At 44.3% G+C, this 26,107-nt stretch carries 23 protein-coding genes and 1 riboswitch; of the genes, 14 read left to right on the top strand and 9 right to left on the bottom strand.

What is annotated here, in order from left to right; translation table 11 throughout:
• Positions 1–15: 15 nt before the first annotated feature.
• From benD to FTU01_RS01520, 7 genes are all read right to left on the bottom strand, one after another.
• On the bottom strand, positions 16–801 hold the full coding sequence (gene benD / locus FTU01_RS01550; RefSeq protein ID WP_180137916.1) for a benzoate diol dehydrogenase BenD: 786 nt from the start codon (positions 799–801) through the stop codon (positions 16–18).
• A gap of 21 nt (positions 802–822) precedes the next feature.
• On the bottom strand, positions 823–1,839 hold the full coding sequence (gene benC / locus FTU01_RS01545) for a benzoate 1,2-dioxygenase electron transfer component BenC (RefSeq protein WP_180137914.1): 1,017 nt from the start codon (positions 1,837–1,839) through the stop codon (positions 823–825).
• Positions 1,840–1,927: 88 nt separating this feature from the next.
• Positions 1,928–2,419, bottom strand: a complete 492-nt coding sequence (gene benB, locus FTU01_RS01540; protein ID WP_004785632.1) for a benzoate 1,2-dioxygenase small subunit — start codon at positions 2,417–2,419, stop codon at positions 1,928–1,930.
• Positions 2,416–3,804: a benzoate 1,2-dioxygenase large subunit gene (benA, locus tag FTU01_RS01535; protein WP_104426109.1), complete on the bottom strand. Its 1,389-nt coding sequence runs from the start codon at positions 3,802–3,804 to the stop codon at positions 2,416–2,418. The genes benB and benA overlap by 4 nt, the downstream gene beginning before the upstream one ends.
• A gap of 75 nt (positions 3,805–3,879) precedes the next feature.
• Positions 3,880–4,800, bottom strand: coding sequence for a catechol 1,2-dioxygenase (catA, locus tag FTU01_RS01530; RefSeq protein ID WP_104426110.1), 921 nt, complete (start codon positions 4,798–4,800; stop codon positions 3,880–3,882).
• A 154-nt stretch (positions 4,801–4,954) separates the two neighbouring features.
• Entirely contained in the window at positions 4,955–5,245 is a 291-nt protein-coding gene (gene catC / locus FTU01_RS01525; protein WP_166138511.1) for a muconolactone Delta-isomerase, read from the bottom strand.
• Positions 5,246–5,260: 15 nt separating this feature from the next.
• The gene (locus FTU01_RS01520) at positions 5,261–6,370 is read right to left on the bottom strand and encodes a muconate/chloromuconate family cycloisomerase (protein WP_180015425.1); all 1,110 of its coding nucleotides are present in this window, start codon (positions 6,368–6,370) and stop codon (positions 5,261–5,263) included.
• Between the two features lie 115 nt (positions 6,371–6,485).
• Between FTU01_RS01520 and FTU01_RS01515 the strand changes: the two genes are divergently transcribed.
• From FTU01_RS01515 to FTU01_RS01505, 3 genes are all read left to right on the top strand, one after another.
• The gene (locus tag FTU01_RS01515) at positions 6,486–7,397 is read left to right on the top strand and encodes a LysR family transcriptional regulator (RefSeq protein ID WP_180137912.1); all 912 of its coding nucleotides are present in this window, start codon (positions 6,486–6,488) and stop codon (positions 7,395–7,397) included.
• Positions 7,398–7,626: 229 nt separating this feature from the next.
• A complete protein-coding gene (locus FTU01_RS01510; protein WP_180137910.1) occupies positions 7,627–8,997 on the top strand; it encodes an MFS transporter in 1,371 nt (456 codons plus the stop codon).
• Between the two features lie 112 nt (positions 8,998–9,109).
• On the top strand, positions 9,110–10,453 hold the full coding sequence (locus FTU01_RS01505) for a DcaP family trimeric outer membrane transporter (RefSeq protein ID WP_180137908.1): 1,344 nt from the start codon (positions 9,110–9,112) through the stop codon (positions 10,451–10,453).
• A 41-nt stretch (positions 10,454–10,494) separates the two neighbouring features.
• Here the strand turns inward: FTU01_RS01505 and FTU01_RS01500 are convergent, their stop codons facing one another.
• Entirely contained in the window at positions 10,495–11,916 is a 1,422-nt protein-coding gene (locus tag FTU01_RS01500) for a PLP-dependent aminotransferase family protein (protein ID WP_180137906.1), read from the bottom strand.
• Between the two features lie 189 nt (positions 11,917–12,105).
• On the opposite strand from FTU01_RS01500, the gene FTU01_RS01495 reads away from it, so the two are divergent.
• The 5 genes from FTU01_RS01495 (at position 12,106) to FTU01_RS01475 (ending at position 17,314) form a co-directional block, all read left to right on the top strand.
• Positions 12,106–12,267 carry a hypothetical protein gene (locus FTU01_RS01495; protein ID WP_162835335.1) on the top strand — a complete coding sequence of 54 codons (162 nt, stop codon included), beginning with the start codon at positions 12,106–12,108 and terminating at the stop codon, positions 12,265–12,267.
• 259 nt (positions 12,268–12,526) lie between these two features.
• Positions 12,527–14,164 carry a long-chain-fatty-acid--CoA ligase gene (locus tag FTU01_RS01490; protein ID WP_180137905.1) on the top strand — a complete coding sequence of 546 codons (1,638 nt, stop codon included), beginning with the start codon at positions 12,527–12,529 and terminating at the stop codon, positions 14,162–14,164.
• Positions 14,165–14,482: 318 nt separating this feature from the next.
• Positions 14,483–15,505, top strand: a complete 1,023-nt coding sequence (locus FTU01_RS01485; RefSeq protein WP_180002026.1) for a flavin reductase family protein — start codon at positions 14,483–14,485, stop codon at positions 15,503–15,505.
• A gap of 40 nt (positions 15,506–15,545) precedes the next feature.
• Complete coding sequence (locus tag FTU01_RS01480) at positions 15,546–16,712, top strand: acyl-CoA desaturase (protein WP_180137903.1); 1,167 nt, start codon at positions 15,546–15,548, stop codon at positions 16,710–16,712.
• 251 nt (positions 16,713–16,963) lie between these two features.
• Positions 16,964–17,314 (top strand): hypothetical protein, encoded by a 351-nt coding sequence (locus FTU01_RS01475; protein ID WP_159122938.1) that lies wholly within the window; start codon positions 16,964–16,966, stop codon positions 17,312–17,314.
• 69 nt (positions 17,315–17,383) lie between these two features.
• Here FTU01_RS01475 and FTU01_RS01470 read toward each other — a convergent pair whose 3' ends face one another.
• Positions 17,384–18,094, bottom strand: coding sequence for an HAD family phosphatase (locus tag FTU01_RS01470; RefSeq protein ID WP_180053247.1), 711 nt, complete (start codon positions 18,092–18,094; stop codon positions 17,384–17,386).
• Positions 18,095–18,284: 190 nt separating this feature from the next.
• A riboswitch (guanidine-I (ykkC/yxkD leader) is annotated at positions 18,285–18,389 on the top strand.
• Between the two features lie 30 nt (positions 18,390–18,419).
• On the opposite strand from FTU01_RS01470, the gene FTU01_RS01465 reads away from it, so the two are divergent.
• The 6 genes from FTU01_RS01465 (at position 18,420) to FTU01_RS01440 (ending at position 26,089) form a co-directional block, all read left to right on the top strand.
• On the top strand, positions 18,420–19,166 hold the full coding sequence (locus tag FTU01_RS01465; RefSeq protein WP_180137901.1) for an urea amidolyase associated protein UAAP1: 747 nt from the start codon (positions 18,420–18,422) through the stop codon (positions 19,164–19,166).
• A 15-nt stretch (positions 19,167–19,181) separates the two neighbouring features.
• Positions 19,182–19,835: an urea amidolyase associated protein UAAP2 gene (locus FTU01_RS01460; protein WP_180104935.1), complete on the top strand. Its 654-nt coding sequence runs from the start codon at positions 19,182–19,184 to the stop codon at positions 19,833–19,835.
• Between the two features lie 3 nt (positions 19,836–19,838).
• A complete protein-coding gene (uca, locus tag FTU01_RS01455) occupies positions 19,839–23,453 on the top strand; it encodes an urea carboxylase (protein WP_180104936.1) in 3,615 nt (1,204 codons plus the stop codon).
• A gap of 18 nt (positions 23,454–23,471) precedes the next feature.
• Positions 23,472–24,314, top strand: coding sequence for an MBL fold metallo-hydrolase (locus FTU01_RS01450; RefSeq protein WP_180104937.1), 843 nt, complete (start codon positions 23,472–23,474; stop codon positions 24,312–24,314).
• A gap of 26 nt (positions 24,315–24,340) precedes the next feature.
• A complete protein-coding gene (locus tag FTU01_RS01445; RefSeq protein ID WP_257224642.1) occupies positions 24,341–24,979 on the top strand; it encodes a cysteine hydrolase family protein in 639 nt (212 codons plus the stop codon).
• 90 nt (positions 24,980–25,069) lie between these two features.
• A complete protein-coding gene (locus FTU01_RS01440; RefSeq protein ID WP_180137899.1) occupies positions 25,070–26,089 on the top strand; it encodes an ABC transporter substrate-binding protein in 1,020 nt (339 codons plus the stop codon).
• Positions 26,090–26,107: the final 18 nt, after the last annotated feature.

Raw genomic sequence — 26,107 nt, 5'->3', positions numbered from 1 at the left:
TCGTGATGATCAGGACTAGCCTTGATCTCCACCACCGACCGGTACTACGGTACCTGTCATATAAGATGATTCATCGGAAGCCAGGAATAGAATGGCATTTACTTGCTCCTGAATCGTGCCGTAACGTCCCAGGAAAGTACGGTCAATAGTTTGATCCACCACTTGCTGCATCCATACTTTTTCAGTTTCCGTTAATGGATTGGCATTGCGCGGTACTTTACGGGGAGGTGCTTCGGTGCCACCCGTTGCAACTGCATTAACGCGAATACCATCTTTGGCATGTTCAAAGGCAAGGGAAGCCGTCAGGCCATTTACGCCACCTTTCGATGCCGAATATGGCACACGGTTAATGCCGCGTGTGGCAATAGAAGATACGTTTACAATGGTACCCTTCTGATTTTTAATCATTTCTGGTAAAACTGCACGGCAGCACCACAGCGTTGGAAACAGCGAACGGTTCACTTCCTTGATAATTTCCTCTTCAGAAAATTCCTCGAAAGGTTTCATCCAGATCGCGCCACCGACGTTATTGATGAGCGCATCGACACGACCATAGGTTTCTAGCGCTTTTTCAACGACTGACTGAGCACCGGCAAACGTTTCCAGATTGGCTTTGACGGTAATCGCATCACCGCCAGTCGCTTCAATTTCAGCCAGAACTTCTTCCACATAAGGGGAAAGATCAGCCATGACGACTTGAGCGCCTTCGCTCGCCACTTGCAGCGCGACACCGCGCCCGATGCCCTGAGCGGCACCGGTCACGATTACAACTTTATTTTCAAATCTTGGGTTACAGTTCATGAGGTTCTCCGGCTTCTAAACTTAGTTGGCAGAGAATTTTTCAAACAGGAAGCTGGCAGGTTTGACACCTTCAGCATCCAGCCAGCTGCGAACCGCTTCAACCATTGGCACCGGACCACACAGGTAGATGTCGACATCTCCAGCATTCAGCCATTCGTTTTCGATATGACCGGTCACATAGCCTTTACGTTCATGTGCAGATTCCGGGTTTGCCACTACAGTACGGTATTCGAACCACGGGAATTTGTCCTGAAGTTCATTCAGCTTTTCGATTGCGATCAGGTCAAAGTCATTGGTCACACCAAATACCAGACGTACTGGATGTTCCGAACCTTTTTCTTCCAGAACTTGCAGCATAGACAGGAACGGGGCAATCCCGGTACCACCTGCCAGCATCAATACCGGCCGGGTCACATTACGCAGATAGAAGCTGCCGAATGGACCGGTAAAGGTCATTTTGTCACCGGCTTTTGCGTCAGCGCTGAGGAAGCTCGACATTTTGCCGTTAGGGACATTACGTACTACAAAACCAGTTAAACGGTTACCCGGTTTAGAGCTGAATGAGTAAGAACGGGTTTCAGTGGTTCCAGGAATACCGACATTGACATATTGACCTGCCAGAAAGTGAATGTCTGGTTGACCTTCGTCTAACTGGATATCAAAAGTAATAGTTGAATCAGACAGGTTTTCTACACGCGCCAGCGCACCCTGGAAAGTATGAATTTCGGTTTTACACACTTCTGAAGAAGCCTGAATCTGGAACACTGCATCTGACGTTGGCTTACATTGGCAAGCCAGGATAAAACCTTCTGCGGCTTCTTCTGGTGTCAGTGCATCTTCAATGTACATTTCTTCAGGCATGTCATACGCACCTGATTCACAAAAAGCGCGGCACGTTCCACATGCACCGTCACGGCAATCTAGAGGGATATTGATCTTTTGACGGTAAGCTGCATCGGACAAGGTTTCGCCTTGGGCAACACTAATAAAACGTGTAACGCCATCTTCAAATTGGAGTGCAACATTGTGGTTTGACATGGCTGAATATCCTATATAAATCTTTGAAACTTAGCCTTTCAGCCATATTTCCCCGGCTGAAAGGTTTGACCTTGCTGTCGAGACAGTCTTAGAGGTGATAAATGTCGATAACCTGGTTGATGTAATCGTTTTTCAGTACCACGTATTTGCTTAAAATCTGTGGTTTTTCGCCTGAAAAATCGATTACATAACGAGACATACCGAAGTAGCTGTAACTGGTTTTGTAGCGGAAACTCAGGGTATTCCAGTTAAAACGTACAGTGACCTTGTCGCCATCACGTTCCACAATTTCAATATTGCAGATGTTGTGGCTGGTACGGGTATCCGGCATGGTGGCAGATGAACGTTCTGTCTTGATCCGGAACACACGGTCTTCAAGACCCTGACGGTCTGGGTAGTAAATCAGTGAGATTTCAGACTGTGGATCTTCAGTCAGACGGTCATCATCATCCCAAGCAGGCATCCAGAAAGAAGCAGTAGGGGCGTAGCACTGTAACCAGTCATCCCATTGCTCATCATCTAAAAAGCGGGCTTCCTGATACAGGAACTGTGCAATATTTTCTAAAGTGATGTCGCTCATGCGGTTTCTCCTTCAGTGCTTGCAGCAATTTCTTTTTCAGTCGCAATGCCTTTTTTGATCAGCTCTAACCAGTACTGGTGCTGAGCCAGGTACAGGCCTTCATCTTCTGTTTTAATACCAGACAGTTTTGGTTTCAGGCCAATTTCATTGGCTGCATCATCTGGCCCTTGAATCCAGTGCTTAGACCCGCGACACATGTCGTTCCATTCCAGTGCGATCCCGGCATAACCAGCCTGACAGGCACGGAATTCTTCCAGATCGTCTGGGGTAGCCATACCAGAAGCATTAAAGAAATCTTCATACTGACGGATACGGCGAGTGCGTGCTTCCGGCTCTTCACCGACAGGACCGATACAGTAAATCGTCACTTCAGTCTTATCGACAGAGATTGGACGCAGAACACGGATTTGTGAGCCGAACTGATCCATGAAGTAAACGTTTGGATAGATACACAGGTTACGTGAACGTTCGATCATCCATTTCGCCATGGCTTCACCATACCGTTCGGTATATTCATCTTTCTTGGCAAAGTTTGGACGGTCTTCCGGGTTGGCCCATTGTGTCCAAAGCAGCATGTGACCATGTTCAAAGCCGTAAGAACCACCGCCTTGTTTGCCCCATGAACCTGCGCTCATGGCACGAATATTATCGCCAGCTTCTTTTTCCTTACGTTGCTGAGTCGTTGCAGCATAGTTCCAGTGCACGGCAGAGACGTGATAACCATCGGCACCGTTTTCTGCAGTCAGCTTCCAGTTACCTTCATAGGTATAAGTCGACGAACCGCGTAAAACTTCCAGACCTTGCTCAGACTGACCCACGATCATGTCGATGATCTTGGTGGCTTCACCCAGGTATTCTTCCAGAGAAGGAACATCCGGATTCAGGCTGCCAAACAAGAAGCCTTTGTAATTTTCAAAACGGGCTACTTTTTTCAGGTCATGAGAACCGTCCTGGTTAAAGCAATCTGAATAGCCTGCATCAGCCGGATCTTTCACTTTTAACAGCTTGCCCGAGTTATTGAATGTCCAGCCATGGAATGGGCAGGTATAGGTTGCTTTATTGCCACGCTTATAACGGCACAGTTGTGCACCGCGGTGAGAGCAGGCATTGATCATGGCATTCAGTTCGCCATTGCGGTTACGTGCAATGATGATTGGCTGACGGCCAATATGGGTTGTGTAGTAATCGTTGTTATTGGGAATCTGGCTCTCATGGGCCAGATAAACCCAGTTTCCTTCAAAGATGTATTTCATTTCCAGATCAAACAGGGCTTGATCAGTAAATACGGAACGGTGCAGTTTAAATTCACCAGATTCAAAATCATCGACCAGTAATTCATCAATACGGTCTAAATGGCTGGTGTTAATTACAGGAATACGAGGCATGTCCAGTCTCCGACTTTCCAAGGAGGGGAAGTCATCGGGATGTTGCTCAGACTGACATCCCGATTCCATTTTGAATTAAGCGCTTGCGCGACGACGTTCTACTTCAGTGCTTGGCGCTGCAGCCTGGTCTTTCACCAGTTCAATATTGAACTGGATATGTTTGAATGGACCATTTAAACCACGGCGTGCGATTTCAGCTTCATCGGTCACATCAACAGCGGTTGCGACCAGACCATCACGTGTGGCGAAGGCAAAGTCATCCCACAGGTATTGATCGCCTTCGATATTGAACTGTGTGGTTAACTTTCGGTAACCCGGTGCAGATACGAAGTAATGCACATGAGATGGGCGGTTACCGTGACGACCTAATTTGTCCAGTACGAACTGGGTAGTACCTTCAGGTGGACAGCCATAACCGACCGGCATGGTAGTCAGGGCAACATATTTACCGTCTTGATCGGTAAAGATAGAACGGCGTAGGTTAAAGTCAGATTGCGACTTGTCAAAGAAAGAGTAGTTGCCCAGGCTGTTGGCATGCCAGACTTCAACTTTTGCACCTTCAATGATGTTGCCGTCAGTATCGGTCACTGTGCCTTCAATAATCAGGGTTGGAATTTTGCCCTCTTCAGAACCGTCATCCATACGCGCAAAACCAACTGACTCAGGAGCACCTGCAACATACAGCGGGCCTTCGATGGTACGTGGTGTACCGCCAGTAATGCCTGCTTTGGCATCTGCTTCATCCGCGCGTAAGTCTAAGTAATGTTCCAGACCCAGACCTGCAGCCAGTAAGCCTAATTCATTGGCTTGACCTGCATCAGTAAAGTATTCCAGACCTTTCCAGAGTTCAGTCTGAGAAATATCAAGATCTTCAATAGCCTGGAAAAGATCACCTAATAAACGTACAACAACTTGTTGTACACGCTCATCAACTGGTCCTGTCGCTGTATCGACATTCATTTTTTTAACCAGTGCATCAATTTCTTGGCGGTTCATACTATTGCTCCTAAAGTATGTCTTTCATATTTTAGTGGCGCATGTTTAGCATTCGTTTGGCTGGCTAAATCTTGCTGGCCACAAGTCCTTTTGGATTACCCTCAGGTGTAAGGGGGGAAGAAAACTCTTTCATTTCCATTCCCGAATTTATTCATTACTTGTCATCATCCCGAATCGATGATGGATGGCGGTTCAATGCCATAACTTTGATGTTCATATACGGGTAGAGCGGCAAGCCTTGTAGCAGGTTGTGCAACTCTTCATTGCTTTCAACATCAAAAATACTGATGTTTGAATACTGTCCGGTGATGCGCCAGATATGACGCCACTTACCTTGACGTTGCAGATCCTGTGAATAGGCTTTTTCAACTGCCTTAATTTCATTGGTCTGTTCAACCGGCATATCTTTTGGAATATTGACGTCCATTCGTACTTGGAAAAGCATGGGGTTCTCCTGGAATTATTGACGACGCAAGTTGTCAATTTTGTTTTCATCCAACTCAATACCCAGACCTGGTCCTTTCGGAATCTCAAGTTCAAAGTTTTGATACTGGAGTGGGGTTCTTAAAATTTCATCAGTTAACAGCAGTGGACCAAACAGTTCGGTGCCATAAGCGAGACTTTCAAAAGTCGAGAAGGCATGGGCAGAGGCGATCGTGCCCACCGGACCTTCAAGCATGGTGCCGCCATACAGATCGATACCTGCCAGCTGTGCCACTTTTGCAACTTCACAACCTTCAATCAGGCCACCAGATTGCGCCACTTTGACTGCAAAAACTGATGAGCCATGCTGACGTGCGATCTGATAGGCAGACTGCGGACCCATCAAGGATTCATCCGCCATGATGGCGATATCAAAACGCTGGGTCAGACGTCGCATTGCATCCAGATTATCAATGGCACATGGCTGTTCAATCAGGTCAATGCCGCCGTCCTGGAGTAACTGAATGCCTTTAATCGCGTCTAGCTCTGTCCAGGCACGGTTCACATCAACACGGATCGAAATGTCTTTGCCTAATGCCTGTTTAATGGCAAGCACGTGTTCAACATCCTGTTCCACTGGACGAGAACCAATTTTCAGTTTGAAAATATTGTGGCGTTTGGCCGCAATCATTTTCTGGGCTTCAGCAATGTCTTTCTCGGTATTGCCAGATGCCAGGACCCACAGCACTGGTACGCTGTCACGTAAACGTCCACCTAGAATTTCACTCAGTGGCTGGTTCAAACGTTGTGCCTGAATATCCAGTAGCGCAGTTTGAATGGCACACTTGGCAAAACGGTTACCATTAATATTCTTTTTGATGGCTTGTAATGTCTGTGCAACATTCAAACCTGATAATGTTTTCAGAAGCGGTGCAAAGTAAGTCTCAATATTCACTTTGACACTTTCTGGGCTTTCTTCACCGTAGCCTAAACCGCCAATAGTGGTGGCTTCGCCCCAACCCACATAGCCGTCTTCGGTGGTGATTTTGACCAGGACCAGTGTCTGGGTTTGCATGGTTGCGACAGCCATCTTGTGAGGACGGATCGTCGGTATTTGAACCAGCAAGGTTTCAACTGACTTATACATAATTACGCTTCACATTCTTGCTTTAATGTTTTGACTTGATATACCTTAAAAGAATAATTTTGATTGGTCTAAGATCGATTTAGCATTTTTTTATACTTTAAAGGTATGCAATAATATGGAACTCAGGCATTTGCGTTACTTCGTCGCAGTCGTCGAAGAACAAAGTTTTACCAAGGCGGCAGAAAAACTGTTTATTGCTCAACCACCTTTAAGCAGACAGATACAAAATCTGGAACAGGAACTGGATATTCAGCTCTTTGAAAGAGGTAGCCGACCGCTTAAGACCACAGAAGCAGGTCAATTCTTCTATCAACATGCGGTTAAACTTTTGTCTAATGCGGAAGAAATCAAATCGATGACCAAGCGGATTGGTATCGCGGATCGCACCATTAGCATTGGTTTTGTTGGCTCGTTATTGTTCGGTTTGCTATCGCGTATTGTGTTTCTATTTAAGCAGCAACATCCCCAGCTCAAAATTGAGATGGTTGAAATGAATACTTCAGAGCAGATTCAGGCACTTAAAGAAGGGCGGATTGATGTCGGTTTTGGACGTTTAAGGATTTCAGATCCGGCAGTGAAACGGGTGTTGCTGCGTGAAGAACGGCTGATGGTCGCGGCACATTCCAGCCATTTTCTCTCGCAACGAGATGGCGTGAACCTGACTGAACTGGTGGATCAGCCACTCTTTTTATACCCGAATAATGGTAAGGCTAATTTTTCTACCCAGGTGCGCGGTATATTTTCCGAGTATGGGCTGGAACCGAAAAATATCCGTGCAGTCAGTGAATTGCAACTGGCGCTTGGTTTTGTGGCTGCCGGAGAGGGCGTCTGTATTGTGCCGGAAAGTGCCCAGAATATTCGTCTGGCACATTTAAACTTTATCCCTTTATTAGATGAATTTGCGGTCAGTCCAGTTTTTATGGCTATTCGTAATATGGATGAAAGTGAATATATTCGATATCTGTTTGATGCGGTCTATCAGGTCTATGATCTTGAAGCGATTAAATATGATCGTGCTGTATTTTAATTCAGATCAATACCTGTCTGGATCTTATAGGGAATAAAGCGAATCCATATTTTAATATTGAATGAAGGTTTCATTTTTTGGATGAATATCATTAAGGCATAGTAAATAAAGCCTTTTCTTTAAGGCAGACTTTATAGGTATAGAAGCATGCCTATTCAGTTTTGGACATTTATGCACATCTTCTGCATTGTGAATCTCATAAATTGAACTTCACAATTAGGAGGTGGAGATGTCTACAAATAAAGTGAATATAAATACGCTGATTGATGAAGCAAAGTTCACGCCATTTCATTGGGGCGTCCTGATCTGGTGTTTGCTGATCATTATTTTTGACGGTTATGACCTGGTAATTTACGGCGTGGCTTTACCGCTACTGATGCAGGAATGGGCACTCAGTGCAGTACAGGCAGGCATGTTAGCCAGCACCGCCTTGTTCGGTATGATGTTTGGAGCGATGAGTTTCGGCACTTTGTCCGATAAACTGGGACGTAAAAAAACCATCATGATCTGTGTCGCGATCTTTAGTGGTTTTACGTTTATCGGTGCCTTTGCAACATCACCTGTCGAATTCGGAATTTTACGCTTTCTTGCCGGACTCGGAATTGGGGGCGTGATGCCAAACGTTGTTGCCCTGATGACGGAATACGCACCAAAAAGGATTCGCAGTACATTAGTTGCCTTGATGTTTAGTGGCTATGCCATCGGAGGCATGACATCTGCTTTGCTTGGCGCATGGCTGGTACCACAGTTCGGCTGGAAAATCATGTTCTTGCTTGCGGGTACTCCTTTACTGTTCCTGCCGATACTCTGGAAATATTTACCAGAATCCCTGATGTATCTGACCAATAAGCAGCAAACGGCTGAAGCGCAAAATATTATCCAGAAAATCTCGCCAACCCAGGTAATTGGATCTGACACCCAGTTCGTCCTGAATGAAGTACAAAAAGGCGATGAAGCACCTTTAAAAGCATTATTTCAGCAAGGCCGCACATTTAGTACCTTTATGTTCTGGCTGGCATTTTTCATGTGTCTATTAATGGTCTACGCACTGGGTAGCTGGTTACCAAAACTCATGATTCAAGCCGGATATTCACTGGGTGCCAGCATGATCTTCCTGTTTGCCCTGAATATTGGTGGCATGATCGGGGCTATTGGTGGGGGTTATCTGGCAGACCGTTTCCATATCAAAAAAGTGCTGACCATCATGTTTCTTTGCGGGGCAGCTTCTTTAATCCTGCTCGGTTATAACAGTCCGCAATTCGTGCTTTACAGCTTGATTGCTGTGGCCGGTGCAGCAACCATTGGTTCTCAAATCCTGCTCTACACCTTCGTGGCGCAATATTATCCATCAACGGTGCGTTCCACTGGCATGGGTTGGGCTTCCGGAATTGGACGTATCGGTGCGATCGTTGGACCGGTATTGACAGGTGCTTTACTCACCATGAATTTACCGCATCAAATGAACTTCTTTGCAATTGCGATTCCCGGTTTGATTGCTGCGCTGGCAATTTTCCTGGTGAACTTAAAGATGTCTGTAGAAGGTCAAGCCCTTGCTACACCTGAGATTCGCACTGATTCTCTCGCTGAAAAAGCAAGTTAATGGATTAAATATCAATTAATAAAGAAAACACTTCTAATGATAGAGATCGCCATCGTAAGCGGTGGTGATCTGTTGCTAGAATCGAGACGCATAATAAAAAAGTGAGTTTAGGATGAACACGAAACAATTATTTAATAATCAAACAATCACATTAAAACGCACGGTTCTGATGAGCATGATGGCAATGAGTTTAGGGGGCCTTAGCTTGTCTACCCAGGCACAAACTCCAGCTCAGTCCAATCAGCAGGAAATTGAGCAGTTGCGTCAGGAGGTTCAAGCTCTACGCGCCTTGATTGAACAGCAGCAGACTCAGACAGCTGCTGTGACTGCACCTGTAGCGACAACGCCGGCACCTGCAAATACAGCAGTAGCCCCTGCGAGCAAACCTGTGATGAAAATTGCCAGTGGGGCCGAGTTTAATCTATACGGTAATATCCGTGCTGATGCCTCTTATCAGGCTGAGGGCGGTGCAGCGACACGTATGTATAACCAGATTAATGCCGTACCTCTTGAAGGCACAGGTGAACGCAGTGATGAGTTTAAATCCACGCTTTCAGCCACCCGTTTAGGGATGGATTTTAAAGCGCCCGTGGGTGCTGGGGATAATGCCTTAAGCGGTAAGATTGAGGTCGATTTCCTGGGTGGAGCTGGTTTTGACAACCTGCGTATTCGCCATGCCTATATCAGCTATGCTGACTGGTTAATTGGTCAAACCTGGTCAAACTTTGCAACTCCGGACTATATACCTGAAACAGTAGATGCGCTGGTTTATGCTGGCGGTTCAATTAAACGGACGCCTCAGATTCGTCATACCAGTAATTTGAGTCCGGCAACCAATCTGGTGCTTGCAGTAGAAGACCCGAAAGATGCGACCATTACTGGAATCAAACAGCGTTTACCTGCCTTAACTGCACGCTTAAATCACAAATTTGCAGATAATCTTTCTGTCAGCGCGCGTGCGATGGGGAATGAAAAACGTGTGAATGAAGATGAAAAAACTGCATGGGGTGTGGGTTTAGGTGCGAAATATGAGTTTGTTTCAGGCACCAGTCTTAAGGCAGATTATTATCATGTCAAAGGTGATAGCAGCTTTGTCTCTTACGCTAATCCTGGCGTAGTTCGAGCTCCTAATGGTGATCTTCTACAGAGTGAATTTGACTCGATTACGGTTGGTCTAACGCAGCAGTTTAATGATAAATTGCGTGGCACAGTAGGCTATGGTTATATGAATTTCGACCAAGATAATGGCTATCTTGCTGCTCCTGGTCTGACTCTAACAGCAGTGAACAAAGACCTTTGGCAGGCTTGGGCCAATGTGTTCTATAACCCTACAAAACCGCTGAGTTTTGGCCTGGAATATGTTTATGGTGAACGTGAAGCATTGGGTGCTGCACCAAATGGCAGTACAAAAGGTGAAGATAACCGAGTGAATGCAGTTGCAATTTACAGTTTCTAAGCTCTAGCGATTTTACATAAGAGACTTAAAGCGTGGATGAATTAATCCACGCTTTTTATATGATTCAGGATCACCTCTGCCAGCACATTGACAGCGTTTTCTATCTCAGAGGTCCAGTCAAATGAGCAATTCAAACGAATATAATTCTGGCTGGTATGTTCCGGTTTAAACAGCAAAGCGGGTGCAATAGCAATATTGTGCTGAATCAGCTGTTCATATAAAACCTGTCCATCCAGCTGTTCGGGCAATTTGATCCAGAGAAAATAGCCACTGGAATAATAATAAATTTCACAGACTGAATCTAAACGCGCTTTGAGTTCCTGATAAAACTTTTGCTTATACTTTTCCAGCTGCTGTCTTAAATGGCGCAAATGCTTTTCATAATGATGATGGGACAGAAAATCGACCAGTGCATTTTGTAATAGCGGACTAACAGTCAAAGTACTCATGAGCTGTAAATGCTGGATTGCATCAGAAAATGGGCCAGCGAAAACCCAGCCGACCCGCGCACCCATGCCCAAGGTTTTGGAAAATGAAGAGCAGTGCAATACCCGTTGATGCTGATCAAAATATTTCACGGAAACCGGTTTATGAGCGCCGTAATTGAGTTCCTGATAGACATCATCTTCAATCAGATATACCTGATATTCATTCAACAGTTCCGCAATTCTTTGCTTGATCTCTGAATTTACCGTAAAGCCAATCGGATTATGCACATTCAGCATCAGCCAGCAAACTTTGATCGGGTACTGTTTTAGGGCTTGTTCAAATGATTCCAGGTCAAAACCAAACTGTGGATGTTCAGGGATTGTGATCACCTGCAAACCTAAACGTTCAGCCGCCTGCCAGGCACCATAAAAAATGGTTTGCTGGAGCAGAATAAAATCACCAGGTTGAGTCAAAGCCTGTAAAGACAGATTAAGGGCTTCCAATGCACCAGAAGTAATGACAATGTCATCCGAAGTGCAGTTTATGCCTTGTAACTGATAGCGGTTAGCAATCAGTTGGCGTAATTCCTGATTACCCGGTGGCATATGATTTTGATGGCTATAACTGCTTTTTCTTTTGCTATGCTGCGCCAAAATCTGCATAAACCGGCTGTTATATAACAGTTCAGCATTTGGAAAAGCTGAACCAAAAGGCGCAATATTTGGAGTTTGCAGTGACTTTAAATAATTAAATACCACAGAGTTAATTTTAACTTTGGAGTTTAAGCCAATCTGTACCGCGGGTTCTTTGCTGTTATAGGTTTGAGGTCGCTCCGCAATATAGTAGCCAGATTTATCTTTGGCATAGACCAATCCTTGCGATTCAAGCACCTGATAGGCATTAAGCACCGTCATCAGGCTATAGCCGGACAGTTCAGTTTGTTCCCGTAATGAAGGTAATTTGTCATGCGCCTTCCATGCGCCATTTTCAATCATCTGGCGAATATTTTGGGCTAGCTTTTCAGATTTGAACATAAGAAAATAAAATCTAAACTGTACTAATATAATCAGAATTATATTATGAATAAGTTATTAAAATATAACAAATCAAAAAAATAAGTGGCTAACTGTTATATTTTTTTAAATGAATATTGTATCTATACAGCTGATTTAGGTCTGCTGATAATAAAACTCATAACGCCAGACCAACCTATGGGTGATCATATGAATTCAGAAGACAACAAAGCACCAAAATATGCGGATAGCAGTATTTCTGATGCAGCATTCAAGAAGATGATTCTCTGGTTTGCACTTTATGCCGGTTTATTCTGCCTCGGCGTTATCTTTGTAGTAAATGCAGACAAAATTATGATGAGCGGCTTTTAAAATTCTCTTCTCCCTGAACACTATCATCGCCCCAATCTAAATTGGGGCTTTTTTATGCCACACATTACCAGTTTTATTTTCTACTTTTTCTGCATCCACTCTATGACTTTGTCACAATTTGACACTCACAAAGTCAGATTTCCTTGCTAGATTCAGACTGTTTGATGATAAAAATGAATACAGGCTTTTCGCCAGCGCATCATACAGAAATAACAACGATATAGCAGATGGACAAACAACAAGGATAAAGGAGTGAAGCATGCTCGGAAATATGATGTTCCAGCCCTTACTGATCAGCAGCATGATTGAACATGCCGGTCGTTATCATGCCGATACCGAGATCATTTCTAAAAATACTGATACCAGCATTAAAAAGACCAATTGGGGAGAAATCCGGGAAAACTCGAAACGTTTTGCCAATGTATTACAGCAATTCGGTCTGACACTCGGCGACCGGGTTGCAACCATTGCCTGGAATAATCATCGACATCTAGAATCTTGGTATGCCATTTCGGGAAGTGGGCTGATTTGCCATACCATTAACCCGCGGTTATTTCCGGAACAGCTGGTATTTATTATCAATGATGCTGCCGATCGAATACTGCTGTTTGATAAAACCTTTGCACCTTTAATTAAAGCCGTCAAACCGTTATTAAAAACTGTAGAACAGTATATCTGTCTGGATGCTGAAGATTCGTCGATTCGTGAAGCCATTCCGGAAGTTCAGTTTTATGACGATTTGCTTGCCCAGCAATCTGCAGAATTTGACTGGCCTGAACTGGATGAAAATACAGCGAGTTCACTGTGTTATACATCCGGTACGACTGGAAATCCGAAAGGGGTTTTATATAGCCATCGCTCAACAGTATTGCATAGTTACGCCATCATCATGCCGGATTCCCTGAATGTGGCAGCGCGTGACATCATGCTGCCAGTGGTACCAATGTTCCATGTCAATGCCTGGGGAACTCCATATGCCGCTGCCATGGTCGGTTGTACTTTGGTGTTGCCGGGGCCGGGCCTGGATGGAGCCAGTCTGGTCAATCTGATTGATACGTATAAAGTATCTGTGGCTTTAGGTGTTCCAACGATCTGGCAAGGGCTGATTGCGGCTGCCCAGCAAAGTGGTTCAAAACTGGAAAGCCTGAAACGGAATGTGGTCGGTGGTTCTGCCTGTCCACCGGCTATGCTGAAAACCTTTAAAGAGCAGTTTAACTGTGAAACCATTCATGCTTGGGGGATGACTGAAACCAGTCCACTTGGTAGTGCCAATCAGCTAAAAACCAAACATCTTGATCTAGCGGATGAAGAAAAAATGCAGATTCGCTTGTCTCAAGGTCGTCCACCGTTTGGCGTTGATTTGCGCTTAACCGATGAAGAAAAAGGAACTCAGGAAATTGCCCGCGACGGTGAAACCATAGGTAATCTGCAAATTAAAGGGCACTGGATCATTGATCATTATTTTGGTAAAGAAGAATCTGCGCTCACAGCAGATGGCTGGTTTGATACCGGAGATATTGCTACCTTAAATGAAGATGGATTTATGAAGCTGTGTGACCGTTCCAAAGATCTGATCAAGTCAGGCGGTGAATGGATCTCTTCAGTCGATCTTGAAAATATGGCGATGGGACATCCTGAAATTGCCATGGCTGCCGTGATTGCGGCACAGCATCCTAAATGGGATGAGCGTCCCGTTCTGATTGCGATTAAAAAGCCAGAGAGTCATGTGAGTGAAGCTGAAATGCTGGATTACTATGCGGACAAGGTCGCTAAATGGCAAATTCCGGATCGCGTGATCTTTGTAGATTCTATTCCGTTAAGTGGAACCGGCAAGATGCTGAAAAAAGACCTGCGTGAACTTTATGGCTCTATCTTGCTGGAACAGGCCGTAGGTTAAGCTATTTCTTTAAAAGGTAAAATTTTGCCTTTTTAACTCACCGAATATTTAAAACAGAAACTGATCTCTTATATAGAGGTCAGTTTTTTTATATGTTTTTGCTAAAAATATACAGACCAAAAAAGCAATTTATTCAGTTCATACAGTTTTAACAGCACTTTCTGGCTAGGATTGTCTTACAAAAAGTCCAACTATGGTTTCTAAGCACATAATTTGACCTACATTGACATGGTGTGAGCTTCAAAATTCTTTATTCTGGACTACATAATAAATAGACAGTTGTACATTAATGCTGTCTGCGGAATAGAGGGGATAAAAATGACAAGTATGACAACCTACAAGCCGCATTGGATTCGTGAAGATTTCATTGATTTTGTTGGTGAAAAAATCCATCCAACCTGGGCACTCAAAAAAGTCAAAGCATCGGTCGTGAATATTCAGGCGGTTAGCCCAGACTTTTTCAAAATCCAGTTACGTCCAAATTATAACTTTAACCGCGGGTCATTTCAGGCCGGTCAAAATATCGCGGTGACTCTGCGTCTGGATGGAGTACGTCATCAACGTCATTATTCTATCGTGACCATTTTAAAAAATGGTGATGTGATTATTGCAGTCAAGCAGCAAGGTAAGGTGTCACGCGCCTTAACTTTATTGCAACTGGGTGCAGTGGTCGAGCTGTCTCAGCCACAGGGCGAATTTACGTTATTAAACTCTCCTAAACCGATTCTGTTTCTGGCATCAGGCAGTGGCATTACTGCAATTTATTCCTTATTGCAAAAAGCAGTCGTGCAGTTTCAGCATCCGATTGATCTGATCTATTTCACCCGTGATGATGCATTTCATGCCGAGATCAAAACCTTGGCGTTGATGCATCCTCATCTGAAATATCATCATTTTAATACAGTCGAGCATAAGCAGCATCTGAGCCAGCAATTGCTAAACAAGCTGGTACCAGACTTTGAACAGCGTGAAATCTATGCCTGTGGTTCAGCGGGAATGATGAAAACTGCACTCAAAATTGCCGATAAACTGGCGGTGAAATCCAGCTTCCATTCTGAATATTTCCAGATTGCGATGGATGAAAAAGTGAAAGCTCAGCCTGTACAGTTTTTAAGATCGCAGCAGGAATTCCAGGCAGAATCTAATCTGCTGGAAAGTGCAGAGCAGGCGGGTCTTCGTCCAGCGCATGGTTGCCGTATGGGCATTTGTAATACTTGCTCATGTACCAAAGTCAGCGGTTCGGTAAAAAACATGCTGACGGGTGAGATCGACCACGGCAGCAATACTCCAATCAAACTTTGTATTTCACAGGCCGTCAGTCCTGTGGTGATTAATTTATAAGCTATTTCAACCATTACTAAACGAATAAGAAGGTGCTTCCATGAATATGCAAATTGATTTTAAAAAACACAGTAAATCTCAATTTCTAAGCCCGGAACAGGTTGAAGAGTTCGGTGCCAAGGTTGATGCTATCCGCCGTGAAGTAATGGAAGATTTGGGCGAAAAAGACGCAGAATATATTTATAAAATCCGTAATTTTGTACGTTATAGCGAGATTGCTTCCCGTGGCATGCTGATGTTTGCAGGCTGGTTGCCGCCGGTCTGGTTAGCGGGAACAGGCTTATTGGGTATCTCGAAAATCGTGGAAAATATGGAACTTGGCCATAACGTGATGCACGGCCAGTTCGACTGGATGAATGATCCGAGTCTGAATGGTTCGACTTATGATTGGGATACTATTTCCACTGGGGATGACTGGAAATACACGCATAATTATATTCACCACACGTATACCAATATTGTCGGTATGGATCACGATGTCGGTTATGGTCTGATCCGTGTCAGTGAATCTCAGTCGTGGGAACTACGTTTTATCTGGAATATTCCTTTAACCATTCAGTTGATGGTGTTCTTTGAATGGTATGTGGGTGTACAGCGTTTGCATCTGGAAGATGTGATTGCCTATAAAACCAAAACCTGGAAACAGGTCTGGGAAGAAGCAGCGCCTTTACGCAAAAAAATGCGCCGTCAGGTCCTGAAAGATTATGTATTTTTCCCACTGATTGCCGGTCCAAATGCCATCCCAGTATTTACCGGGAATGCGGTTGCCAATGTGATTCGTAGCCTATGGGCGTCCGCGGTGATCTTTAATGGACATTTCACTGAAGATGCAGAAACCTTTGAAATGGACAATACCGACAATGAAACCCGTGCGGAATGGTATCTGCGTCAGATCCGTGGTTCGAGCAACTTCAGTGGCGCGAACTGGTTGCATATTCTGAGTGGTAATTTAAGCCATCAGATTGAGCATCATCTGTTCCCAGATATGCCAGCAAACCGTTATGCCGAAGTAGCACCAAAAATCAAAGCCTTATGTGCTGAGTACGGGATTCACTATAACGAAGCCAGCTTTATGAAACAGTTCTCGACTGTATGGGTCAGACTGGCGAGATGCTCACTGCCAAATGAATGGAATCAGCAAATTGCAGAAAAAACTCACGCAGTTAAATCGGTGTTTCGTTACTTTAAATCCAAACTTGTAAATTAATTTTTTAAGGTTTCTCTATTATCCAGTTTGGTACTCCTCAATAGATTTGGATGGTCTATTGAGGATTTTTTTATCTGTTAAAAAGTGGTCAGTTCACACGAATTTATGAATGAAATATGAAGATGATTTTCAAAAAATGACGAAGGCGGGACAGATTTACTACCGCTGAAACGCTTCGCCTACAAGCTAAGCGTTTACCTCAAGGAGGTTCTTTTTATAATGGCCGCGTTCTATCATTCAAGGTCTCAGTTTTGAAATATCTTAAATATTTTTCAGGCATCTCACTTTTATTGCTGTTAACCGCGTGTAATACCCCGGAAACTCCAGCACCAGATTATCAGGGGAACTGGAAAAATACACTGGAAAATCCAAAATTGGAAAATATCCTGGTGATTTCCAAAAATGGTGAAAACTATTTCATTACCAATACCATTAAAGACAAAGAAAGCGGCAAAACCGACAAGAAAAATCCGATGCCAGCTTCAGTCGCTGATAATGGTCTGCTTCAGATTAATTCAGGTACAGGTGTCGTTGATTTCGCAATTGACGAAAAAACTGGCAATCTGGTCGGTTCAGGCTCCGTCTATAAAAAAGCCAAATAATGCTCTAATCTAATCAATTCAGAGATAACACGAAAAATGCCATGATCAGGGAGGATTCATGGCATTTTTTTAGTTCACCAATTTTATGAGACCAGCAAAATCTTCTACAAAATAATCTGCCTTGGCTTTGATCAGGTCTATTTCATGCGCAGAATACTGGTCGTAAATTGCAACGACATCAATTCCCGCATTGTTGGCAGCTTCCACCCCAATTAAAGAGTCTTCAACAATCAGGCAATCTTTAGCCTCAATTTCAAAATGCTGGAGCGCATTTAAATACACTTCTGGATGCGGTTTGATATTCTCAACATTTTCACGAGTCAAAATAATCGCAAAATCATCATCAAAACTGATTTTCTGATTAATCTTCTGGTTATTGTCCTGATAACGCTGCACATTGAACAAGCTGGTGGTAGTCGTGAGTGCCAATTGTATCCCTTGCTGTTTTAGGGCTTGAATCAGCAGCTCAGCTTGCGGTTTGAGTTCAATCACATGATCCAGAAAATGCCGTGAAATATGATAACGGCGATTTTTAACCTCTTCCTTGCTTGGCTTGAAACCATATAGGTCTTTTAAATAGCCACAATATTCCAGATAGGGATCGGGCATATGTCTAAAGGCTTTCAGTTGCAGGTCACGCTGTTGCTGAATCTGATCCAGACCGACTTCGATCCCCGACAATTCCTGAATCAGGGCAGCATCGACTTGGTTCCAGATTCCCACTGAATCAATCAAGGTCCCATCCAGGTCAAAACATACCAGCTTTTTATCTTTAAACATGTCACACCCAATTCTCTTTCACCGCCATTATCCCGTTTTTGGATAGAGATAAAAAGTCCAGTTTGGGTGCACATCCAGACTGTATTTATCAATAAATTCGTAAAATGAACTTATTTTGAGCATTTTAAGTATTACTAATAATAAAAATCGTAATACTAAATTGGCACGTCATTTGCATTTATTTACACATCATAAAGTGATCTAGGGTTCCGGCAGTTTTTTCAAAAAACTGCGCCTGAGACCGAGAGTTCACGGCTCGATTTGAGCTACACGGAGGGATAAAAGCCCGGGAGGTAGGAACAAAAACCTTAGAGAGGTCATGCACATGGGCGTAATAGACAATAAGTACCATAACAATCAAACACTTTGGACTGAAATCCTGCCGGGAGGGCATCATTGGTCCGGACGCATTCAAAAAGGTGCGGTTCTGCAATTCAAGGCATTGGGTGCCAATGCAAACGTATCCCTGTTCTGTGTCAATGCTGAAGATAAACTGGAACGTTACAATATGCCAGACAGCCTGAAAGGCCAGCATACCGCATACCTGACAGCAGGAAATGTGCTGTATTCCGATCTGGGTCGTGTAATGGCATCCATCGTTAAAGATGAAGCTGGCTGGAACGATACCTTCTGTGGTCCATCCCGCCCTGAACAGATTGAAAAACAGTTTGGCATCCGTAGCTTCCAGGATGCCCGCAATGACATGTACCAAAGCGGTTTAGATGGTCTGTTAGTTGAATTATCTAAATTCTCACTCGGTCAGACTGACCTGAGTGCGACCGTCAACCTGTTCTCGAAAGTCACTCCGAATGATGCGGGTGCATTGTCTTATATGCCTTCAGACAATACTGATCAAGTGATTGAACTGCGTTTTGAAATGGATTGTCTGGTGTTCCTGTCTGCTGCACCGCATGGTCTGGATAACAGTGCGGCATATCAGCCGGCTGACATTCAGTTATCTTTGTTTAAAGCCAATAGCTTAGGCGAAACCGATATCTGTCGCGACTCCTGTCCACAGAACCAGCGTGCATTCCAGAACAACGCACGTTACTACGCACTTTCTAACGTTTAAGGCAGGAGAATGACCATGACAGCTCTACAACAATTCGAAAAAACAGTTCTTAGCGAAATCTGTCCTGCTGGTGAAGCATGGATGTGCGAAGTCAAGAAAGGCCAGTATTTCCGCATCATCGATCTGGAAGGAAATCAGGCGGTCGATACCTTATTTATCTCGGCTGAAAATACAGAAGAGCGTTATAGCGCAACCGATACCTTAGCGATAAACCAGCAGATTTATCTGGAAAAAGGTACCTCTTTATATAGTAACTTTGGCCGTGCCATTGCCGTGATCAATGATGATAACTGTGGTCGTCATGACACTTTAGGTGGTGCATGTTCATGTGAAAGTAACACGGTCCGTTATGCACATGACAAATACCCAATGCACAGCTGCCGCAACAACTTTATGTATGCACTGGCAAAACATCCGGTAGCGAAAAAACATGGCTTAAACGTGCGTCACATCGGTCCAAACATCAACTTCTTTATGAATGTGCCAGTAACGGCTGATGGTCACCTGAAATTTGATGATGGTATTTCGGCACCGGGCAAGTATGTGGAAATCAAGGCAGAAATGGATCTGATCGTACTGATCTCGAACTGTCCGCAATTGAATAACCCATGTAATGCCTATAACCCGACACAAATCCAGCTGGTTGTGCGTGAAGGCGAGGAGGCTTAAGTCATGTTTGATAAAGTTCTGATTGCCAACCGTGGCGCGATTGCCTGCCGCGTGATCCGTACCCTGAAAAAACTGGGGATTCAATCTGTAGCCGTATATTCTGAAGCAGACCGTGATTCGTTACATGTCACTCTTGCGGATGAAGCTGTGTATATTGGTGAAGCACCTGCCAGCCAAAGTTATTTAAATGTCGAAAAAATTCTGGAAGTGGCAAAACAAACCGGTGCACAAGCGATTCATCCGGGTTATGGCTTCCTGTCGGAAAATGCTGAATTCTGCGACCTGTGTGAAGCGCAAGGCATTGCCTTTATTGGTCCAAACTCGGCACAAATGCGTGCTTTTGGTTTAAAGCATACAGCGCGTGAGCTGGCAATTCAGGCTAACGTACCATTACTGCCAGGTAGCCAGTTACTGGCAGATGAAGCAGAAGCCCTGGCCGAAGCTGAACGTATCGGCTATCCAGTCATGTTGAAAAGTACTGCGGGTGGTGGCGGGATCGGCATGCGTCTGGTCTGGAACGAAGCTGAGCTGAAAGATGCCTATGCAACAGTTTCATATTTAGCACAAGCCAACTTCAAAGATGCCGGTCTGTACCTGGAAAAATTTGTACAAAATGCCCGTCACATTGAAGTGCAGATTTTTGGTGATGGCCAAGGCAAGGTAATTGCTCTTGGTGAACGCGATTGTTCGGTACAACGCCGTAACCAGAAAGTGATCGAGGAAACGCCAGCACCGCACATTAGCGATGAGCAACGTGCCTATATCCAGAATGTCGCGATTCAGCTGATGGAGTCAGTGAATTACCGTTCTGCCGGTACGGTTGAATTCGTGATGGATACCGACACCCAGGAATTCTACTTTCTTGAAGTGAATACCCGTCTTCAAGTCGAACACGGTGTGACGGAGCAAGTCTTTGGTGTGGACCTGGTAGAATGGATGGTGACATTGGCCAGCGGTGACTGGGCTGCACCAACCGGGCAACTGGAATCCAAAGGTCATTCGATTCAGGTACGTCTCTATGCCGAAGACCCGATCAAGAACTTCCAGCCAAGTGCCGGTCTGCTGACTTATGTCGAGTTTGATGATAATGCACGTAACGAAACCTGGGTGGAAACCGGATCGAATGTATCATCTTTCTATGATCCAATGATTGCTAAAATCATTGTCACAGCAGATGATCGTGACGCAGCCATTCAGGCGATGACGGATACACTGTCGAAAACTCAAGTGGCGGGTATCGAAACCAACCTGGAATATCTACAAAACATTATTGATGGTGAGGTGTTTAAAGCTGGTACACAAACCACGCGTTTCCTGAATACTTTTGAATGGAAAACCCAAAAAGTTGAAGTGCTACAAGCGGGCATTCAAACTGCTGTGCAAGATGTGACAGGTCGTTTGGGCTACTGGGATGTCGGTGTGCCGCCATCAGGTGCGATTGACCCATTGTCATTAAATGTGGCAAACCAGTTATTAGGTAATGCCCCAAATACAGCGGGTCTAGAATGTACCCTGCAAGGGCCAACTTTAAAATTCCATTGTGACAGCCAGATTGTATTGGCCGGTGGTGACATGCCATCAACACTGGATGGTGTGGCTGTGCCAATGTGGCAAACCGTGAATGTGCGTAAAGGTCAGATTTTAAAATGTGGCAAGATCGCCACCGGTTGCCGTACCTATATCGGCATTAAGAGCGGTCTGAATGTGCCTGAATATTTAGGTTCACAAGCGACCTTTACCCTCGGTCAGTTTGGCGGTCATGCCGGCCGTAACCTGCTGATCGGCGATATGCTGCCAATTACGGCGTATACATCTGATGAAGTTAAAGCACTAGCGCCAGCGCAAATTCCGACTTTCAGCCATGAATGGGAAATTGCGGTGATGTATGGCCCGCATGGTGCGCCAGATTTCTTCACCAAAAAGGACATTGATACCTTCTTTGCCAATAATTTTGAGATTCACTTTAACTCTAGCCGTACCGGTATCCGCCTGATTGGTCCAAAGCCGGAATGGGCACGTGAAGATGGTGGTGAAGCCGGTCTGCATCCATCCAATATTCATGACAACGCGTATGCGATTGGTGCGATCGACTTTACAGGCGATATGCCAATTATTCTCGGTCCAGATGGCCCAAGTTTGGGGGGGTTTGTTTGTCCAGCGGTGGTGATCAATTCTGAGCTGTGGAAACTAGGTCAGCTCAAAGCCGGTGACAAAGTGAAATTTGTTCCAGTCAGCTATCACCAAGCCAAACTGTTGAATGAGAAATATCACGCACAACTAGAAGCGCTGGATACTCAGGAAGTTTCATTTAATGAATCCTTCTATCCTGAACTGGCTACGCTGAAAAATGCCGTACTGGATACCTTAAAAGGTGAAAATGGTGCGCCAGATGTGGTGTATCGCCCAGCGGGTAATAACTACATGCTGGTGGAATATGGCGAGCTGGTGCTGGATCTGAACCTGCGTTTCCGTATCCATGCCTTGATGCAATGGGTACAAAAACAGAATATTCCGGGCATTATTGACCTGACACCGGGCATCCGTTCGCTGCAAATCCATTTCAATTCAATCAAGCTGGATCAGCTCGACCTATTGCGCCTGTTGCAAGTGGCTGAAACTGAATTGCCTGATGTGACTGAAATGGAAGTGCCATCGCGTACGGTATATCTGCCACTTGCTTGGGAAGATTCGCAAACCCAGTTGGCAACTGAACGCTATATGCAAACTGTGCGTCCAGATGCGCCGTGGTGTCCGGACAATATCGAGTTTATCCGCCGTATTAATGGCCTGAAAGATAAACAGGCAGTCAAAGATGTGGTGTATAACGCCAGCTATCTGGTGATGGGCCTAGGCGACGTGTACCTCGGTGCACCTGTGGCAACACCGCTTGATCCGCGTCAACGTTTAGTCACAACCAAATATAACCCGGCGCGTACCTGGACCCCTGAAAATGCTGTGGGGATCGGCGGTGCTTATATGTGCGTGTACGGTATGGAAGGCCCTGGTGGTTATCAGTTCGTCGGTCGTACTACGCAAATGTGGTCGCGTTACCGTAAAAATGCCGACTTCGAGCAAGGCAAGCCATGGTTACTACGCTTCTTTGACCAGATCAAGTTCTATGAAGTGTCTGAAGAAGAACTGATGCAAATGCGTGAGGACTTTAAGGCAGGCCGCCTGAAACTGCGTATTGAAGAAGGTGTATTGAATCTGAAAGAGTACAACCAGTTCCTGACCGACAATGCCGACACCATTAGCGAGTTTAAGACAACGCAACAAGCGAACTTTGAAGCAGAACGCCGTCGTTGGCATGAAGCAGGACTTGCCGAATATGTCTCTGAAAGTTTAGATGCTGTGGATGATGGTGAAGGCGTTGAAGTGCCTGAAGGTGGCTGTGCGGTGGAATCACATATGCCGGGTTCCATCTGGAAAATTGAATGTCAATCAGGCGATATTGTGGAAGAAGGTGCAACGCTTGCTGTGATTGAAGCGATGAAAATCGAGATTCCAATTATTGCCCCTGAACGCATGAAAGTTGAAGCCATTACCATTGAAAAAGGGCAAACGGTAAAAACAGGACAGGTGTTGTTTACTTTGGCGCCAATTACGGCAGACGCATAAATTCGAGGGGGCTTTTCAATGGATACTCTTCATTTGCAGAATCAGGAACAATATTTTGTCATTCATCAGATTACAGAATATTTATACGCCATCGAAGAGCCCTCTTATTATCAGGGTAATTTTTCCTACCTGATGATTGGCAGTGAGCAGGCCTTAATGTTTGATGCCGGTGCCAGTCCTGAGCATGATATGACTCAGGTCATCAAGCAGTTAACGGATAAACCCTTTGCGGTTTTACCTTCACATTTGCATTTTGATCATATTGGTGGGCTCAAATTTTTTGAGCGGATTTATCTGCCCAATTTAGATTGCCTCCACAGTTTTAAGGATGAAGCCGGTCTGTATCAGATTCCGGATGAATTCCATTTGGGCAGTATTGATGGCTTCAAACCTGATCCTATTCAAGTCGAAAAAATGCTGGATGTGGGAGATGTCATTGATCTTGGCGGCATTTCATTTCAGCTGCTCTATGCACCAGGACACTCCAAAGACTCGATCATTTTATACAGTGACAGCTTAAATATCTGTTTGCTTGGCGATGTACTTTATCCGAGTGAGCTGTATGTGGGAAATGTGGCAGATTATGAAAAATCATTGGCCTATATCCAGTCGATGACCAATGCCGAAACGCAATTCTTTGGTGCACATCCTTTTGTTACTTCGCAACTTCCTCAAATCAGCATGGCTGAACTGGAACTGACCTTAAAGGTCATGCAAGCCATTGCCCGAGGTGAAGCAAAAGTGCATAAAGTCGAACCTTCGATTTTGGTGCGTGAGGGGAAACGTCATTGTGTGGATGAACGGATTTGTATTTATACCGACATTACCTTTAAGGATGGTCAACGCCTTGAATATTTATAATTTTTATTGATTTTATTTGGATGGTTATGATTGATCTTAAACGCACGGCATTGATTGTGATTGATATGCAGCGTGATTTCTGCGAAAAAAATGGTTATGCCGATCATATGGGTTTGGATGTTGAAATTCTTAGACAACCGATTGCCAATATTCAGAAATTACTGGACTGGGCAAGACAACATCAGCTGTTGGTGGTGCATACCCGTGAAGGTCATCGTACCGATTTAACGGATTTATATTCACTCAAAAAAAAGCGCACTGCAGGGCTAAAAGCGGAAATTGGTGCTGAAGGCCCAATGGGCAAGTTAATGCTCAGAGGTGAATATGGGCATGACCTGATAGACGATTTAAAACCAATCGCGGGTGAGCCGGTGATCGATAAGCCCGGCTATTCAGCATTTGCCTATACCGATCTCGAGTTAATCTTAAAAAATCATGATATTAAACATCTGATTATTAGCGGTGTGACCACCGAAGTGTGCGTATCCAGTACCTTTAGACAAGCCACCGATTTGGGCTTTTATTGCATTACGGTTGAAGATGCCTGTGCATCGGCCAATGTAGATTTGCACCATTCTGCACTGCAGATGATCACCGTTGAAAATGGGATTTTTGGACAGGTGATGTGTACCGAACAAGTCCTCAAATTGGTCCCAGAAAAATAATTGAAATATAAAAGGATTGTGGAATAGATTTTGCATTTATCAATATTACGAATTTTAAATAATGTAATACTGACTAAAGAGGCTGTAAGTATGTTTAAAGCAAAATCTATTTTATTTTCTGTACTTGCAAGTACCTTACTTGTTGCCTGTGACAGCGGAAATAAAGCAAATCTCCCAAGCGAAACCTCCAATGCATCTGCAACTGAAATGAGCCAGAAAATTAAAATTGGCTACAGTGATTATCCAGGCTGGGTGGCATGGCAAATTGCCATTGATAAAGGCTGGTTTAAAGAGCAGGGACTGGATGTTGATTTTGAATGGTTTGATTATTCTGCGTCATTAAATGCATTTAGTTCCAAGCAAATTGATGCAGTGACCATTGCACACGGTGACAATCTGATGGTTGCAGCCAGTGGGGTCAACGGCATTTTGGTTTTGGCGACAGACTTGGGCAAGACCAATGATTTAATCATTGCCAAACAGGGGATTGAACTAAAAGACTTAAAAGGCAAAAAAATTGCGGTAGAAAAGGGCTTGGTAGATCACTTGCTCTTGGATAGTGCACTGAAAGATTTAAATATTAAAAGTAACGAAGTTGAATTGGTCAACACGACAACCAATGAAATTCCTCAAGTATTTACTTCTCCTGATGTACAGGTTGCAGCTCTTTGGCAGCCAAGTGCAAATCAGGCACTGAAAAATGTACCGGGCTCGAAAATTATTTATTCCGCTGAAAATAAACCGGGCATTATTTTTGGTGCATTAACGGTCAATTCTGAAAGTTTGCTGCGTAACCAAAAAGAATGGAAAAAAATCATTCAGATTTGGGACCGAGTGGTGGCTTATATTGAAGATCCAAAAACACATGATGAAGCCATTCAGATTATGGCCAATAAAGCTGGCGTACCTGTTGAACAGTATCGTGAATATGTGGACGGTACAGATTTCTTAAATGTGAAAGCCAACCAAGACGTCTTTAAGAAAAGCGACAAACTGACCTCTATCTATGGCTCTAGCTACCACGTGAATGAGTTTAATATCGAGCAAGGTGCATATAGCAAAAAACTGGATGTGGACAGCTTGATTAGCCCAGTGTTACTTATGCCTTAATAGGTTAAATAGCATCAT

It is taken from the genome of Acinetobacter sp. YH12043 (assembly GCF_013419915.1).
GTDB lineage: Bacteria > Pseudomonadota > Gammaproteobacteria > Pseudomonadales > Moraxellaceae > Acinetobacter.
The sequence above is the reverse complement of the archived record's forward strand: the minus strand, read 5'-3'. Positions and strand labels throughout refer to the sequence as shown.